Source organism: Streptomyces chengmaiensis, assembly GCF_029846775.1.
Classification (GTDB): domain Bacteria; phylum Actinomycetota; class Actinomycetes; order Streptomycetales; family Streptomycetaceae; genus Streptomyces; species Streptomyces chengmaiensis.
This window is the reverse complement of record NZ_JARWBG010000048.1, coordinates 1-15,033: the sequence shown is the minus strand read 5'-3', so window position 1 is coordinate 15,033 and position 15,033 is coordinate 1. Positions and strand designations below refer to the sequence as shown.

At 73.3% G+C, this 15,033-nt stretch carries 17 protein-coding genes, 1 pseudogene and 1 riboswitch; of the genes and pseudogenes, 6 read left to right on the top strand and 12 right to left on the bottom strand.

Annotated features, from left to right (window positions below; translation table 11 throughout):
* Positions 1-52: 52 nt before the first annotated feature.
* From QCN29_RS29160 to ribD, 4 genes are read right to left on the bottom strand one after another with little or no spacing between them, the layout of a single operon-like run.
* Positions 53-1,342, bottom strand: coding sequence for a bifunctional 3,4-dihydroxy-2-butanone-4-phosphate synthase/GTP cyclohydrolase II (locus QCN29_RS29160; RefSeq protein WP_279931920.1), 1,290 nt, complete (start codon positions 1,340-1,342; stop codon positions 53-55).
* On the bottom strand, positions 1,339-1,992 hold the full coding sequence (locus tag QCN29_RS29155) for a nicotinamide mononucleotide transporter family protein (protein WP_279931919.1): 654 nt from the start codon (positions 1,990-1,992) through the stop codon (positions 1,339-1,341). The genes QCN29_RS29160 and QCN29_RS29155 overlap by 4 nt, the downstream gene beginning before the upstream one ends.
* Positions 1,989-2,615, bottom strand: coding sequence for a riboflavin synthase (locus tag QCN29_RS29150; RefSeq protein ID WP_279931918.1), 627 nt, complete (start codon positions 2,613-2,615; stop codon positions 1,989-1,991). The genes QCN29_RS29155 and QCN29_RS29150 overlap by 4 nt, the downstream gene beginning before the upstream one ends.
* 2 nt (positions 2,616-2,617) lie before the next feature.
* A complete protein-coding gene (ribD, locus tag QCN29_RS29145) occupies positions 2,618-3,712 on the bottom strand; it encodes a bifunctional diaminohydroxyphosphoribosylaminopyrimidine deaminase/5-amino-6-(5-phosphoribosylamino)uracil reductase RibD (RefSeq protein WP_279931916.1) in 1,095 nt (364 codons plus the stop codon).
* A gap of 161 nt (positions 3,713-3,873) precedes the next feature.
* Positions 3,874-4,004, bottom strand: a riboswitch (FMN riboswitch).
* A 266-nt stretch (positions 4,005-4,270) separates the two neighbouring features.
* Between ribD and QCN29_RS29140 the strand changes: the two genes are divergently transcribed.
* The 3 genes from QCN29_RS29140 (at position 4,271) to QCN29_RS29130 (ending at position 5,452) form a co-directional block, all read left to right on the top strand.
* Entirely contained in the window at positions 4,271-4,402 is a 132-nt protein-coding gene (locus QCN29_RS29140; protein ID WP_279931915.1) for a hypothetical protein, read from the top strand.
* Positions 4,403-4,416: 14 nt separating this feature from the next.
* Positions 4,417-4,557 (top strand): carbohydrate-binding protein, encoded by a 141-nt coding sequence (locus tag QCN29_RS29135; RefSeq protein WP_279931914.1) that lies wholly within the window; start codon positions 4,417-4,419, stop codon positions 4,555-4,557.
* Positions 4,558-4,627: 70 nt separating this feature from the next.
* Positions 4,628-5,452 carry an SDR family oxidoreductase gene (locus tag QCN29_RS29130; RefSeq protein ID WP_279931913.1) on the top strand — a complete coding sequence of 275 codons (825 nt, stop codon included), beginning with the start codon at positions 4,628-4,630 and terminating at the stop codon, positions 5,450-5,452.
* Here the strand turns inward: QCN29_RS29130 and QCN29_RS29125 are convergent.
* On the bottom strand, positions 5,403-6,194 hold the full coding sequence (locus QCN29_RS29125; RefSeq protein WP_279931956.1) for an MBL fold metallo-hydrolase: 792 nt from the start codon (positions 6,192-6,194) through the stop codon (positions 5,403-5,405). The genes QCN29_RS29130 and QCN29_RS29125 overlap by 50 nt on opposite strands.
* 93 nt (positions 6,195-6,287) lie before the next feature.
* On the opposite strand from QCN29_RS29125, the gene QCN29_RS29120 reads away from it, so the two are divergent.
* On the top strand, positions 6,288-6,887 hold the full coding sequence (locus tag QCN29_RS29120; RefSeq protein WP_279931911.1) for a CGNR zinc finger domain-containing protein: 600 nt from the start codon (positions 6,288-6,290) through the stop codon (positions 6,885-6,887).
* Positions 6,888-7,071: 184 nt separating this feature from the next.
* Here the strand turns inward: QCN29_RS29120 and QCN29_RS29115 are convergent, their stop codons facing one another.
* Complete coding sequence (locus QCN29_RS29115; protein WP_318036749.1) at positions 7,072-7,293, bottom strand: hypothetical protein; 222 nt, start codon at positions 7,291-7,293, stop codon at positions 7,072-7,074.
* Positions 7,294-7,314: 21 nt separating this feature from the next.
* Here QCN29_RS29115 and QCN29_RS29110 point away from each other — a divergent pair, with 21 nt between their 5' ends.
* Positions 7,315-8,529, top strand: coding sequence for an MFS transporter (locus QCN29_RS29110; protein WP_279931909.1), 1,215 nt, complete (start codon positions 7,315-7,317; stop codon positions 8,527-8,529).
* 107 nt (positions 8,530-8,636) lie between these two features.
* Complete coding sequence (locus QCN29_RS29105) at positions 8,637-9,332, top strand: DUF5995 family protein (protein WP_279931907.1); 696 nt, start codon at positions 8,637-8,639, stop codon at positions 9,330-9,332.
* 248 nt (positions 9,333-9,580) lie between these two features.
* Here QCN29_RS29105 and QCN29_RS29100 read toward each other — a convergent pair whose 3' ends face one another.
* The 6 genes and pseudogenes from QCN29_RS29100 to QCN29_RS29075 all read right to left on the bottom strand — a co-directional run.
* Positions 9,581-11,275 (bottom strand): flavin monoamine oxidase family protein, encoded by a 1,695-nt coding sequence (locus QCN29_RS29100; RefSeq protein WP_240138638.1) that lies wholly within the window; start codon positions 11,273-11,275, stop codon positions 9,581-9,583.
* Positions 11,276-11,385: 110 nt separating this feature from the next.
* Positions 11,386-12,183 carry a carbon-nitrogen hydrolase family protein gene (locus QCN29_RS29095; protein WP_279931905.1) on the bottom strand — a complete coding sequence of 266 codons (798 nt, stop codon included), beginning with the start codon at positions 12,181-12,183 and terminating at the stop codon, positions 11,386-11,388.
* Between the two features lie 360 nt (positions 12,184-12,543).
* Positions 12,544-12,999: an Lrp/AsnC family transcriptional regulator gene (locus QCN29_RS29090; RefSeq protein ID WP_279931903.1), complete on the bottom strand. Its 456-nt coding sequence runs from the start codon at positions 12,997-12,999 to the stop codon at positions 12,544-12,546.
* Positions 13,000-13,252: 253 nt separating this feature from the next.
* On the bottom strand, positions 13,253-13,636 hold the full coding sequence (locus tag QCN29_RS29085; RefSeq protein WP_240138641.1) for a DUF742 domain-containing protein: 384 nt from the start codon (positions 13,634-13,636) through the stop codon (positions 13,253-13,255).
* Between the two features lie 6 nt (positions 13,637-13,642).
* The gene (locus tag QCN29_RS29080; protein WP_279931900.1) at positions 13,643-14,071 is read right to left on the bottom strand and encodes a roadblock/LC7 domain-containing protein; all 429 of its coding nucleotides are present in this window, start codon (positions 14,069-14,071) and stop codon (positions 13,643-13,645) included.
* Positions 14,061-15,033, bottom strand: a pseudogene (locus QCN29_RS29075) (hypothetical protein); the annotation flags it as partial. The gene QCN29_RS29080 and the pseudogene QCN29_RS29075, both read right to left, overlap by 11 nt.

Here is a 15,033-nt window from a genome sequence, read left to right as displayed (position 1 = left end):
TGGTGATCCGGGTGATCTGGTGGTGCTCTGGATGGTCTGTCTCTGCCGGTTCTTACTGGTTGCCGCAGGCGGCCGCCGGGGCGGCGTCGAGCCAGGGCAGGTCATGGCCCATGCGGTCCCGCTTGGTGCGCAGGTACCGCAGATTGTGCTCGCCGACCTGGGCGGGCATCGGCTCACGGCCGAGGACGGTCAGCCCATGGCGGGTGAGTGCGGAGATCTTCTCGGGGTTGTTGGTCATCAGCCGCAGGCTGCGTACGCCGAGATCGGCGAGGATCTGCGCCCCGGCCGCGTAGTCGCGGGCGTCGGCGGGCAGGCCCAGCTCGAGATTGGCGTCCAGGGTGTCGCGGCCTCGCTCCTGGAGCTCGTATGCGCGCAGCTTGGACAGCAGGCCGATGCCGCGTCCCTCGTGACCGCGCAGATAGACGACCACGCCGCGCCCGGTCTCGGTGATATGCCGCATGGACGCGTGCAGCTGGGGGCCGCAGTCGCAGCGCAGGGAGTGGAACACATCGCCGGTCAGGCACTCGGAGTGGACGCGGACGAGCAGGTCCTCGCCGTCGCCGAGGTCGCCGTGGACGAGGGCGACATGCTCGACGCCGTCGACCGTGGAGCGGTAGCCGTAGGCGGTGAACCGGCCGTGGGCGGTCGGCAGGTCGACCTCGGCCTCGCGCCGTACGGCAGGCTCGCTGGAGCGGCGGTAGGCGATCAGGTCCTCGATGGAGATGATCGTCAGTCCGTACTTGCGGGCGAAGGGGACCAGTTCGGGCAGGCGCAGCATGACCCCGTCCTCGCCGGCGATCTCGACGATCGCGCCGGCGGGGCGCAGCCCGGCGAGCCGGGCGAGGTCGACGGCGGCTTCGGTGTGGCCGTTGCGCACCAGCACTCCGCCGGGCTTGGCGCGCAGCGGGAAGATATGGCCGGGCCGTACGAAGTCGGACGGCTGGGCGACCCCGCTCGCCAGGAGCTGCAGGGTGGCGGCGCGGTCGGCGGCGGAGATGCCGGTCGTGACGCCGTGGGCGGGGCCCGCGTCGACGGAGACCGTGAAGGCGGTCTTCATGGACTCGGTGTTGTGCTCCACCATCTGCGGCAGCTGGAGGCGTTCCAGCTCGTCGCCCTCCATGGGGGCGCAGATCAGTCCGCGGCACTCGCTCATCATGAAGGCGACGATCTCGGGGGTGGCCTTCTCGGCGGCGATGACGAGGTCGCCTTCGTTCTCGCGGTCCTCGTCGTCGACGACCACGACGGGCCGCCCGAGGGCGATGTCGCGGATGGCCTGCTCGACCGGGTCGAGGGAGAGGTCCTCGTCGTCGGTGGGGTACCAGGTGGGCAGTGCGCTTGTCATGCCGCCGCTCCTTCCAGGACGGGCTTGGCGCTCCCGCGGGAGCGGAGCCACCAGTCGCGCATGCCCCACAGGACGAGCGCGAAGTAGATCACATAGACGATGCCGGAGAACGCGAGGTCGCTGCGGAACGCCAGCGGTACGCCGACGATGTCGACGAGCAGCCAGGCGAACCAGAATTCGACGAGTCCGCGGGCCTGGGCGACCATCGCGACGAGCGTGCCGACGAAGATGTAGGCGTCCGCCCAGGGGCTCCAGGACAGCGAGGGGTAGAGGGTGAACAGCCCGCCGACGGCGAGGGTGCCGAGGACCGCGGCGGCGGCCAGCCCGGCGCGCTCGCGCCAGGTGGCGAAGCGGACGGCGACGGAGCCGTCGCGGGCCTGGCGGCGGCCGCGGGTCCACTGCCGCCAGCCCCACACCGCGACGCCGATGACCAGCAGTTGCTTGCCGACGCCGCCGGAGAGCTGGGCGGAGGCGTAGGCGCCGACGAGGATGACGCCGGAGAGCAGCTGGGCGGGCCAGGTGAGGACGGAGCGCCGCCAGCCGAGCGCCAGGGCGGCCAGCCCGATCACATTGCCGATCATGTCGGACCATTTGATCTGCTGGTCGAAGGCCGTGAAGGCCTCGGTGTTCAGCCAGGACAGCGCGCTCACCGGGCGGTCCCTTCGGCTGTGCGGTCGCCCGGGGCGCGGTGGCCGAGCATCCGCTCGACGTACTTGGCGATGATGTCGACTTCGAGGTTGACCGGGTCGCCGGGGCTTTTGACGCCGAGGGTGGTCAGGGCGAGCGTGGTGGGGATGAGGCTGACGGTGAAGTAGTCGGGGCCGGCGTCGACGACGGTGAGGCTGACGCCGTCGACGGTGATCGAGCCCTTCTCCACGACGTACCGGGCGAGGTCCGCGGGGAGGGAGATCTTGACGATCTCCCAGTTCTCGGAGGGCTTGCGCTCCAGGACTTCGCCGACGGAATCGACGTGTCCCTGGACGATGTGCCCGCCGAGGCGGTCGCCGACCGCCGTGGGCCGCTCCAGGTTGACGCGGGACCCGGCGTCCAGTGCGCCGAGGCTGGAGCGGTTCAGGGTCTCGGCCATCACATCGGCGGTGAACTCGCCGTCGGCGGTGTCCACGACGGTGAGGCAGACGCCGTTGACGGCGATGGAGTCGCCGTGCTTCGCACCGTCGGTGACGACGGGTCCGCGCAGTCGGAAGCGGCACGCGTCGCCGAGCTTCTCGACGGCGGTGACCTCGCCCAGCTCTTCGACGATTCCGGTGAACACGCTCAGCGCTCCTTGGGGGTGGCAGTGATGCGGAGATCGGGGCCGATGCGGACCGTCTCGGTGATGTCGAGCCGTGCGGCCTCGTCGATCGTGGTGATGGAGGCGTCGGCGAGGGCGGCGGGGCCCGCGCCGAGGAGTACGGGGGCGAGATAGCCGACGACCCTGTCGACGGCTCCCGCGGCGAGGAAGCCTCCGGCGAGCGTCGCTCCGCCTTCGAGGAGCACGGAGCGGACGTCACGCTCGTACAGGGCGCGCAGCAGCGCGGGGACGGACAGACCGCGGTCCGCCCTCGGCAGCCGTACGACGTCGACGCCGCCGGGCGGTTGGCCGGCGGCGTCCTCGGCGACCGCGATCAGGGTGGGCGCCGCGTCGTCGAGGATGCGCGCGCCGGGCTTGACGGCCGTGGCCTCGCTGTCGACGACGACGCGCAGCGGCTGGACGGCCGCTGCGCCGGCGTCGGCGACGGTGCGCACGGCCAGGTGCGGGTCGTCCGCGCGGGCGGTGCCGGAGCCGACGATCACGGCGTCGGCGAGGGCGCGCAGCCGGTGGACGTCGGCGCGGGACTCGGCGGAGGTGATCCAGCGGCTGGTGCCGTCCTGTGCGGCGATCCGGCCGTCGAGGCTCGCGGCGTACTTCCATGTCACATGGGGGCGGCCGAGGCGTACGGCGGTGAGCCAGGCGGCGTTGCCGGCCGCGGCCTCGTCTTGGAGGAGGCCGGAGGCGACCTGGACCCCGGCGGCGCGCAGGGTGTCCGCGCCGCCCGCCGCCTGCCGGTTCGGGTCTCCGACCGCATAGAAGACTCGGCGGACTCCGGCGTCGATCAGCGCCTGGGCGCAGGGGCCGGTGCGGCCGGTGTGGTTGCAGGGTTCGAGGGTGACGTATGCGGTGCCGCCGCGGGCGCGCTCGCCCGCGGCACGCAGGGCGTGGACCTCGGCGTGCGGTCCGCCGGTGCGCTGATGGAAGCCCTCGCCGACGACGGCGCCGTCGGGGTCTGCGATGACACATCCGACGACGGGGTTGGGGCTGGTCGCGCCGAGTCCGCGGGCGGCGAGCGCGATGGCTCGGCGCATGGCGTCGATGTCGGCTGCGGTGGCCACCGGGTCCTCCTGCCTGTCGGGCACGGACTCCGGGGCCTGTCGATCGGTGAACGACAGAGAGCGGAAACGGCTCGGCACACGAGGACGCCGGACCCGAAACGCCCGCCCGCCTGCATACGGCGAACGGCGCGTACGGCCGGCGAATCGTGCCGACTCGCCCGCCGCGCACTGCCTCCCATCCGGACTTTCACCGTCGGTCCAGGAATTTCACCTGGTCAACCGGCCGCTGGCTGCGGACGGGTCGCGGACTGTAACCGCCGGTTCGGAATTGCACCGACCCCGGAGTGCGCTGCTGCTGATACAGGGCAAGTGTGCCATGCCTGATCCGCAGTCATGCTCGAGAACGGCTGTGGCCTGACTCACACACCCGTCCGGCGATACGACCGCGAACGACAACTCCAGAGTATTAGTCCAGACCTATTGACTGACTGGTCTAGTCCTCTTAATCTCTGCGTCACCTCCGAGGAGGCGGCCCGTCGGCGTGCGCACGCCCGGGCCCAACACGACCCACCTTTACCGCCAGTTGTGTTCCGCCGATCCCTCCCCAGGAGGCTGACCGTGCACTCCCCCACCCCGCTCGCACGCCTCGGCCGCGCGAGATCCGCGCTGCTCGCATCCGCGGCCGCGCTGCTGTACGTCGGCCCGAACGCCTCACTGTTCGACGCCGACGCCCGGCCCGACGCCGGGTGAGTGCGCCGCCCCGCGTGGGACGCCTCGACCGCGTACACGGCGACACGACCGTCTCCCACGACGGGCACAACTGGAAGTCCAGGTGGTGGACCCGCGCAGAGGAACCCGGCACCACGGGCGAGTGGGGCGTCTGGCAGGACCTCGGGATCTGCTGACACCCTGGCTGACCGGCCCGGCGGCGCGTCCCGGCCCTTGCCGCCGCCGGGCCCCTGCCATCCTGGCCGTATGACGTCGACGCTGGTGACCGGCGGCACGGGCACCCTGGGGCGCCGGGTGACCGGCCTGTTGAGCGAACGCGGCCACGAGGTGCGGGTACTGAGCCGCCATGCGCGGCCGTACGCGGTCGATCTGCTCGACGCCCGCGACGAGCCTGCTCTGCTTGCGGCGCTCGACGGCGTCGGGACCGTCGTCCACTGCGCCACCGGCCCGCGCGGCGACGACGTGGCGGCGGGCCGGCTCCTCGCGGCCGCGCGACGGGCCGGGGTCGGGCACCTGGTCTATATCTCCATCGTCGGGGTGGACCGGGTGCCGCTCGGCTACTACCGCGTCAAAGAGCGGGTCGAGCGGCTGATCGAGGAGGCGGCCGCCTCGGGCGGCCCGGACTGCACCATCCTGCGCACCACCCAGTTCCACGACCTGGTGCTGCGGGTGCTGGCCGGGGCCGCCCGGGCGCCCTTCGTGCTGCCCGTGCCCGCGGGAGTCAGCGTCCAGCCGGTCGACGTCTCGGAGGTCGCCGCCCGGCTGGCCGACCTGGCTGGCTCCGCCCCGGCGGGCCGCGTCCCGGACATGGGCGGCCCCGAGATCCGCTCCTTCCCCTCCCTCGCCCACGCCTACCTCGACGCCGCCGCACGCCGTCGCCGGGTCCTCTCCGTCCCCCTCGCCGGCAAGGCGTACGCGGCCTTCCGCGCGGGCGGCCACCTCACGCCGGAACGGGCGGTGGGGACGGTGCGGTTCGAGGACTTCCTCGCGGCGCGGCGCCCGAGAGTCCCGGCCGGTCCGGTCAGCCCGGAACGCCGAGGTCCAGGCGGTCGGCGAGGCCCGCGGCGGTGAACGCGGCCGCCAACTCGTCACGGCCTTCGGTGAAGTGGGCCCAGCTGTCGTAGTGGACGGCGACGACCCGGCGGGCGCCGAGGATCGCCGCCGCCTCGGCAGCCTGGGCGCTGTCGAGGACGAGGCACGCGCCGTCGAAGACGACGGGGATGCGGGGAGCCCCGGCGAACAGCAGGGCGGTGTCGACCGGTCCGAAGCGGTCGGCGATCTCCTTGACCGCGTCGAGGGAGGCGTTGTCCCCGCTGACGTAGACGGTGGGCAGACCGTCCCCGGTCAGGACGAAACCGACGACCTGGCCGGCTATCGCCTCGACCTCTTCGCGCGTGCCGGGCCCGTGGACGGCGGGCACGCCCGTCACGGTGACCGTGCCGCCGCCGGGCCGGTCGAGGTCGATCGCCTCCCAGTCGGCCAGTCCCCTGGCCCCGTCCCCCAGGCGCCGCCCGCCGCCGGGCGTGGTGAGAGTGAGCGGGACGTCAGCGAGCAGGGCCCGGCCGGAGTTGTCGAGATTGTCGGCGTGCTCGTCGTGCGAGAGCAGGACCACATCGACGCGTCCGAGGTCGGCGGGGCTGCCGGCGGAGGGCGCGGTCTTGGTCAGGAGCGGTCGGCCCGGCTTCTGGTAGCCGCCTGGCGCGTCGAACGTCGGGTCGGTCAGGAAGCGCAGGCCGCCGTACTCGAAGAGGGCGGTCGGGCCGCCGAAGACGCGGACGGGGAACTGTGCGGTCACGGTGCCGGTGGAGGCCATGAAAATGAAGCTCCTCACGGATGAAGGATGGTTTACCCGTGAGAAGACAGTACGGGCTACTCACGGATGAAGGCAAGCCGTACCATGAGATCCATGGAGGAGACCGTGACCGCAGAGCCCGCCCTGTCCCCCGCGCCGGGCGCGGAGCAGTACCCCGCTCTCGACTTCGCCAACAGCGCGGTCGCCCTGCCCGGCGGCCAGTTCAGCGACCTTCTCGGCACGCCCGCGTCGGCGAACCGGTGGCTGTCCGAACACGGGCTGGCCCCGGCCGACGCCGGGCTGCGGGAGATGTGCACAGCACAACTGCGGTCGCTGCGCGAACAGGTACGGGCACTGCTGGCCTCCCGCGTCGCCGGCCTTCCCGCGCTGCCCGCGGCGCTGTCCGCCGTCAATGACGCGCTGACCAGGGTTCCCACGGCCGCGCTGCTGCAGTGGGACGAGAAGACCGGCCCCTATCGCGCGACGCCGCACCCGACCACCGAGATCCTCGACCACGCCCTGGCCGCCCTCGCCGCCGACGCGGCCGACCTGCTCACCGGCCCCGACGCCGAACGTCTCACCGCCTGCGGCTCCGCCCCCTGCAACCGCTATCTGCTGCGCCACGGCCGCCGCCACTGGTGCTCGACCCGCTGCGGCGACCGCGCCCGCGCGGCCCGCGCCTACGCCCGGCGCACCCGGTCCACGCCGGACTGACGCGCACGCGCACCCGACGCGCCGGGCATGCACGCCGGGGGCACGCCACGCCGCGGACGTGCCGTGACCGGCGGCACCGGCCGGCCCGTCAAGGACCGCCGTCCTGCGCTTGAGAGCGCCCTCCCAGGCCCGAAGGGCTGCGATGAAGGACGCGCGCCGGGCGGCACGCCGCACCGTCAGGGGCTCAGGCTCCCGGCGTGAACAGGTCCTGCTGGGCCGCGCCGCGGGCGGCGAGGAGCGCGCTGGTGAGGATGGCCGCGCCGCCGAGGGACGCCGGGCGGATCTCCGTGCGGAGCGGGGAGAGCCGGGCGAGCCGGTCCTCGACGCAGCGGGCCAGGGGCTCGCCGCCCGCATGTCCGATCTCGCCGCCGAGGACCACGCAGCCGTTTAATGACTGCTGCGACACTTCCGGGGGAGGACCACCCGCATGACGATCGAGACGGCCTCAGCACCGGCCCGGCTGAAAAGGGCGAGACACGCCGTCGCCGTGGTCTTCTGCGTACATGGGGCGGTCACCGGCAGCTTCGCCACCCGCATCCCGTGGATCCAGGACCACACCGGGGTGAGCGCGGGGCAGCTCGGACTCGCCCTGGCCTTCCCGGCCGTCGGCGCTTCGCTGGCGATGCCGCTGGCCGCCGCGGTCGGCCATCGCTTCGGCGCGCGCGCGGCGCTGCGCGGACTGCTCGCCCTGTGGACGCTGTCCCTGACGCTGCCCGCCCTCGCCGTCGATCTGCCGTCCCTCTGCGGGGCGCTGTTCGTGTTCGGCGCCACGGCCGGCATGTCCGACGTCACGATGAACGCCCTCGGCGTCGAGGTGGAGAACCGGATGGGCCGTTCCATCATGTCCTCCCTGCACGGCATGTGGAGTACGGGCGCGCTCCTCGGCTCCGCGGGCGGCACGCTCGCCGCCCATCTGGGCGGCGACGCCCGGCTGCACCACGCGCTCGCGGCCGCCGCCCTCACCGTGTGCGGACTGATTGCCTGTCAGGGGGTGCCCGATCTGCGCAGCGCGCCGGAGGACGACCCCCCGCCGCGGTTCGCGCTGCCGCCGAGGTCAGCGGTGCTCATCGGCGCGGTGGGCTTCTGCGCGGTGTTCGCCGAAGGCGCCAGCCTGGACTGGTCCGCGGTCTATCTCCGCGATGTGATGGACGCGTCGGCGGGGCTCGCCGCCGCCTCCACCACCGCGTTCGCGCTGACCATGGCGGCAGCGCGGCTGGCCGGAGACCGTGTGGTGGACCGGTTCGGCACGGTGCGCACCGTGCGTACGGGCGGCGTGCTGGCCACGGCGGGCGGTCTGCTGGTGGTGGCGGGCCCGCACGCGGCGGCGGTCATGGCCGGGTTCGGGCTGATCGGCCTCGGGGTCTCGGTCGTCGTGCCGCTCGCCTTCGCGGCGGCGGGGCGCAGCGGCCCCAACCCCAGCCAGGCCATCGCCGGAGTCGCCACCATCACCTACACCTCCGGGCTGATCGCACCCTCGGCGATCGGCGCGGTCGCCGATGCGACGAGCCTCGTGGTGTCCTTCGCGCTGGTGACCGCGCTGGCTCTGGGGCTGACGGCAGGCGCCGGTGTGCTGCGCTCCGCGGGGCGGGAGTCAGTGCGGTCCACCGCGACGCAGGAGCCGGCGGGTGAGATGAGCAGCTGAGGCGCACGGGGTTTCGGGGCGGCGACGGATGTCCCGCCATTCCCCCGTTCCGGGCATGACGCCGACAGCCTATGGCCGCTTCCGCCGTACCCTGGGACGCTGCCTGCATGGCGCGGACGGAGCACTTCACAGCACTCTCGATGGACGGCGTCGTGGAGCGGATGCGGCTGCTGCGCGGCGGCCTGCCCGCCTCGGACGGGGTCGCGGTCTTCAACCGCGTCTATCTGGCGGTCACCGAGGAGGTCGGCCGGCGCATCGAGCGGGGCGAGTTCCCGGACCGGGCGGCGGCCGTCACCCTGGACGTCCTGTTCGCGGACCGCTTTCTGTCGGCCGTCGGCACGGCGGAGGCGGGCGGCCGGCCCCCCGCCTGCTGGCGGCCGCTGTTCCAGTACCGCCGCCACCCCGGGCTGCGGCCCGTGCAGTTCGCGCTCTCCGGGATCAACGCGCACATCGGGCACGATCTGGCGCTCGCCGTGGTGGACGCATGCCGGGCTCTCGGCTGCGTGCCCGGCGATCTGGAGGACGAGTTCGAGCGCGTCGGCGACATCCTCGTCCTCCTGGAGGAGCACATCCGCGAGGAGTTGATGCCGGGGCCCGACCTGCTGGAGGTCGCCGATCCGCTGACCCATCTGCTGGGCTCCTGGAGCCTGGAGCGCGCCCGGGACGCCGCCTGGTCGGCGGCGCGGCTGCTGTGGGGCATGCGGGAGATGGACGGTCTGGCAGAGGAGTTCACCGAGCGGCTGGACACCGGGGTCGGACTGGTCGGCCGGTGTCTGCTGACGCCCCTGCCGCGGGCGCGCTGAGTGCGGCCGGGCCGTGCTCCAAGGTCCGTCGGGCACACGGCGGTGCGGTCGCGGCGGTGCGGGCGCACGGCGGTGCGGGCGCACGGCCTGCCGTGAGGGAGACGCCCTGCCCGGGCTGCCCGGCGGACAGGGAAGTGCCCGGCCCGGGTCGCCCGGCGGACAGGGAGGAGGCCGGGCATGGCTGCACCCTGGGGCGGCCGGATCGCGGCCGCCCCAGGGCGGGTCCAGGGGACCGGGCTGCGTCCCGGTCAGTCCTCCGGCAGTTCGACCGGGGCGATCTCGTCGTACAGATCGCCGGGACCCGGGTTGGACGGGTCGGCGGCCCCGCCGAACTGGTGCATGACGCCCCACACGGCGTTCAGCGCGGTCTGCACGGCCCCTTCGGCCCAGCCGGCCGTCCAGGAGATGTCGTCGCCCGCGAGGAAGATCCCGCGCTTGTCCTCGGGCAGCCGGTCCTGCATGAAGTGGGTGAACAGCCGCCGCTGGTAGCGGTAGTGGCCGGGCAGGTTCGCCTTGAACGCGCCCATGAAGTACGGCTCGTTCTCCCAGGACACGGTCACCGGGTTGCCGATGATGTGCTTGCGGATGTCGACATGGGGATAGATCTCCCCCAGCGACTTCAGCATGACCTCCATCCGCTCGTTCGCGGACAGCGGCAGCCACTTCAGGCTGTCGTCGCACCAGGTGTACGAGAGGCAGATGACGGCCGGCTTGTCCGGGCCGTCATCCAGCAGATACGTGCCGCGGGTCATCCGGTCGGTGAGCGTCATCGACATGGTGTCGCGCCCCGTGGCCTCGTCCTTGTCCAGCCAGAAGGGCCGGTCCACGGGCACGAAGAGCTTCGACGACTCCATGTAGTGCGTGCGCTCGATCGCCGTCCAGTGGTCGATGGGGAAGAGCGAGTCATCGCACTCGATCTTGGACAGCAGCATCCAGGACTGCGCGGTGAAGATCGCCGCCCGGTAGGTGCGGATGTCGCCGGCGGCGTCGGTGACGGTGATGCGGTTGCCCGCGGTGCGGTGCAGCCGCGTCACGGCCGGGCGCGGATCGCCGTCGTGCAGGGACTTCAGCGAGGTGCCCTGCGCCCAGTGCACGATCTTCGCGGGCTCGCGCTCCCACAGCCGCAGCGGGAGCTGCTGCGAGCCGCCCACGATGCCACGGTGGTGGTCGTCCGCCTCGGTGTAGACGACGCGGAGGATCTCCAGGATCGAGTTGGGGAAGTCGGTGTCCCAGCCACCCGTGCCGAAGCCGACCTGACCGAAGATCTCGCGGTGGCGGAACGACGCAAAGGCCTCGGACTCGCACAGGAAGCCGTAGAAGGTCTGGTTGTCCAGCTTCTCGACGAGCCGCGCCCAGATCTCCCGGATGCGCGGCACATCGCGCTCGCGCAGGGCACGGTTCATGTCGGAGAAGTCCGCGCCCTCCTCCAGGCAGGCGTTCCACGCCTGGGCCACATCCCGGTAGACCTGCGGCAGGTCGTCGATGGTCTCGGCGTAGTGCGACTCGCCCTTGAGGTCGACCACGGTCGACGGCGTCGCCTCGGCCAGCGGGTTGGGGAACGCCTTGGTGGTCAGCCCCACCAGGTCGATGTAGTGCTGCAGTGCGGTGGACGACGGCGGGAAGCGCATCGCGCCCATCTCGGCGGACAGCGAGGGGTCGCAGCCCTCGAAGCCGACCGTGCGCAGCCGGCCGCCGATCCGGTCCGCCTCGTACACGACGGGCTTGAGGCCCATCTTCATCAGCTCGTACGCGGCGACGATCCCGGAGAGTCCGCCGCCGATCACCGCGACCTCGGCGCCGTGCTCGGTCGCGGGTATCTGGCCGAGGCCCGCCGGATGGGCGAGGAAGTCGTCGTAGGCGTAGGGGAAGTCCGGGCCGAACATGGTGATCGGCGGCTGCTGCGCGTCGGTGTGCTGGACGGCGTTGGGCACCGTGGACGTCATGGGGCGGGGACTCCTGGTCGTGCGGGCCGCCGGGGAAGGGGCGGGCAGGCGGGGGTCGGCAGGTCGGGCGGGTCCGGCGGGTCCGGCTCCGGTTCGGGCGGGCTGGCGGCTCAGGTGAGGGAGCCGTAGAGGCCGGGACGGCGGTCGCGCAGATAGGTGTTCTCGGCACGGGAGGCGGCCAGCAGAGCGGGGTCCGCCTCGCCGGTGATCAGCTCTTCGCCTCGTCCGGCGCGGGCGCGCACCGCCCCGTCGGGGGAGGCGAGGCAGCTGAGCCCGGTGAAGTCGAACTCGCCTTCCCGGCCGGTCCTGTTGGCGTACGCGACATACATCTGGTTCTCGAAGGCGCGCACCGGCACCAGCTTCTCGGCGACGAACGGGAAGGGGTGCATCAGGGCGGTGGGCACCGCGAGGAGGTCGGTGCCGGCCAGCGCGTGGGCGCGGACGTTCTCCGGGAACTCCACGTCGTAGCAGATGGTGATGCCGATCCGCAGTCCGCCGAGCTCCGCCTGGACGACCGGCTCCTCGCCGGGTGTGAAGTGCCGCTGCTCGAAGGGGCCGAAGAGATGCGTCTTGCGGTAGTCGGCGAGACGACTGCCGTCCGGGCCGACGAGCTGTGCCGCGTTGTGGACGAAGTCGCCGTTGCGCTCGGGGTAGCCGTAGAGGACTGCCAGGCCGCGGCGGCGGGCGATGTCGCCGACGGCGCGGGAAGAAGCTCCGTCGGCCGGTTCGGCGAGGCGGGGGACGTCGTCGCCGACGGCGTACCCGGTCAGGAACATCTCGGGGCAGACGAGCAGCCCGGCCCCCGCGTCGGCGGCCTGGGCCGCATAGGCGTCGAGGATCTCGAGGTTCTTCGCCACGTCGCCGGGAATGCCGGAGCTCTGGAGCAGGGCGGTGCGCAGCGGCGGCATGGGCATACCTCGCGAAGGGGGTGTTCGGGGGACGCATCGAAGGTACGGTCCGCTGATCGTCCGGGACAAGGCTCGACCGTTGCGCAGGGACCGGCGATCTGTTGCGCATTGCGGGGCGGTCCCGGCGATTCATTGCGCGCTCGGGGTTTCCGCTGGTCGGGCGGGGCGGGGGCCGCGCGGGTTCCCCCTCTTGGGGGAGGCGGATCCCTCTGGGGTCGCAGGGGCGCGGCGGGGCTCTGCTTCCTCGGGGGGAGCGAAGTGCCTCCTGCCGAATGATGCGGCGCGGGGGCCCGCTGGGCGAGGCTGCTGCCCGCGGGCCGCGCACGGGGGTCGCGGCCCGCGCCGCCGCAGGCGGGGACGCTACGCGGGCGAGCCGGAGGAGAAGCGCCGCAGCAGCGGTGAGAGCACCAGGACCGACTTGGTGCGCTCCACGAACGGCTCGCCCGCGATGCGCTCCAGCACCCGCTCGAAGTGGCGCATGTCGGAGGCGAAGACCTGGACGATCGCATCCGCCTCACCGGTGACGGTGGAAGCGGACGCGATCTCCGGGTAGCGCTTGAGGCCGCGCTCGATCGCCTCGGGAGAGGTGTTGCTGCGGCAGTAGATCTCGATGAAGCCCTCGGTCTCCCAGCCGAGCGCGGCCGGGTCCACCCGTACGGTGAAGCCGGTGATCGCGCCCTCGGCGCGCAGCCGGTCCACACGCCGCTTCACGGCGGGCGCGGACAGGCCGACCGTCGCGCCGATGTCCGCGTAGGAGCGTCGCGCGTCCTCGGCCAGGGCGTGGACGATGCGTTCGTCGAGGTCGTTCAGTCGCACGGAGGGTGGATCACTTCTCTGCTGTGGCCAGTCGGGAGCGGCGCATGCCGTACAGGAAGTAGAACATGAGCCCGGCGGTCGTCCAGGCAGCGAAGGCGACTCCGGTGAACCTATGAGCCCCTCGCCGCACGGGTAGTGCGGGGTTGGGCCGCTTCCGCGGATGATCATTGCGCGGTGCACGCGGCACCGGGAATCACCGCGCACCGCCGACGGTCCGTTGACGCTGCTTAGAACGGCCCGCCGAACGCCCGGCCTACAGCGCCCGCAACCGGTCGACGATCTCGCGCAGCAGCTCCGGATCGTGCCGCGCCGCCTCGCCGGACGCCGGGGGCGCGGCCGTGACCAGCCCCGCCTCGACGAGATCGGCGAGCAGGACGCGCACCACGGTCAGCGGCAGATCCGCGTCGGCGGCGGCCTCCGCGACGGTGCACGGGCCGCCGCGCACCTGTGCCAGCAGCGAGCTGCGGGCATGGTCGAGCCGCGGCTCGACGCCGGGAGGAAGGTCCTCCACGGCGACGGCTGCGAGCCGCGACATCAGATCGAGGCTGTGCGCGGCGGCAGGGCGGGTCCTGCCGCGGGTGACCGTATACGGCCGCACCATCGGCCCGGTCTCGTCCTCGTACCAGGTCTCGCTCACGACGGCCTAGACGTCGCCCTTCCCGTCCGCGGCGCGGGCGGACACGGCCATATGGCGGCCCACCCGCCTGACCAGCAGGGCCATCTCGTGGGCGAGCTGTCCGACATCGGTCTCGACGCCGGACAGCACGGCGAGGCGGCTGCCGTCCCCGGCCGGGGTGACGAACAGGAAGGCGTCGTCGAGCATCACCATGGTCTGGCGGACGTCCCCGGCCTTGAAGCGGGCGCCGGTCTCCCTGGCAAGGCTGTGGAAGCCGGCGCAGACGGCGGACAGATGCTCGACGTCCTTGGTGGCCATGCCCTCGGAGGAGCAGATGGCGATGCCGTCGGCGGTCAGCAGCACGGCTTGGCGGACATGGTCGGTCCTGGCCAGCAGATCGTCCAACAGCCAGCCGAGGTCCGCCTGTTCGCCGCCGGTGGTTGCCTCAGCCGTCATGCTCTGTCCCTTCGTCGGTGGTGCGGGCCTCGCCGGTGCGGCCGCGGTCGAGGCCGCGCTGGAAGGACCCGAAGATCGAACGCATCTGCTCGGGTGTGACCTCTCGCGCGGCGCCCTCCCGCCGGGCGGGCGGCGCAGCGCGCAACGGCTCTGCGAGCGAGGCCTGCCGCACCCGCCGCGGCAGCGCGGCGGACGGCCGCGTGGCGTCCGGATCGTCGGCGGCGCGCGCCTGCTCGAAGAGCCCGCCGCCGTCAGCCGCGGCGCGGCTTGCCGTACCCGGGTCCCGGGATGCCCCGCGCGCGCCGCCGTGCGCCGCCGCATCCCCGGGGCGGGGGTCTCGTCGCGTCCGCTGCGGCAACGCGGCCGGGGACTCCGCGGGCACGGCTCCGGACAGTCCGTCACCGCGAGCTGCCGCATCCCCGGGGCGGGGCTCCCGCGGCGGCGGCGCGGCCGTCGGCTCCGTCGGCCCGGACTCGCCGCGCACGGGTGCGGGCGAAGTGCCGGTGCCCCGCCGGGCGGACCCGGAACCGTCGGCGACCGGCGGCACACCCTGGTGAGGGGCGGACGCGGACTCCACACACTCCGCCGGGCCGTGTGCCGGCTCGACGGAGCCGTCGCCGACCACATCGGCACCGGCAACCGCCGCCGGGCGAGCCCCCGCCCGTACGCGCAGCGGAAGCTCTCCGTCACCGGGCCGGGCGGACCCGCCGCCGCGGCCGGCCGCCGGTGCGTCTGCCCCGCGGCCATGCGCGGGAGCCGCGGGCCCTGCGTCGCCTCCTGGGTTGTCGCCCCGCGCCGCGGGTCGTGTGCCGGCTCGTCGGGGCAGCCGGCCCGGTGACTCCCCTGCGTCCGGATCGGCCGGGCCGTGCAGCTCCCCGGACAGCGCGCCGCCGTCCGGTGCGGCCTCGACTGCCGCTTGCGTGGGGCGGCGCTCCGCGCGCGCGTCGCGTGCGGGCGGGGCG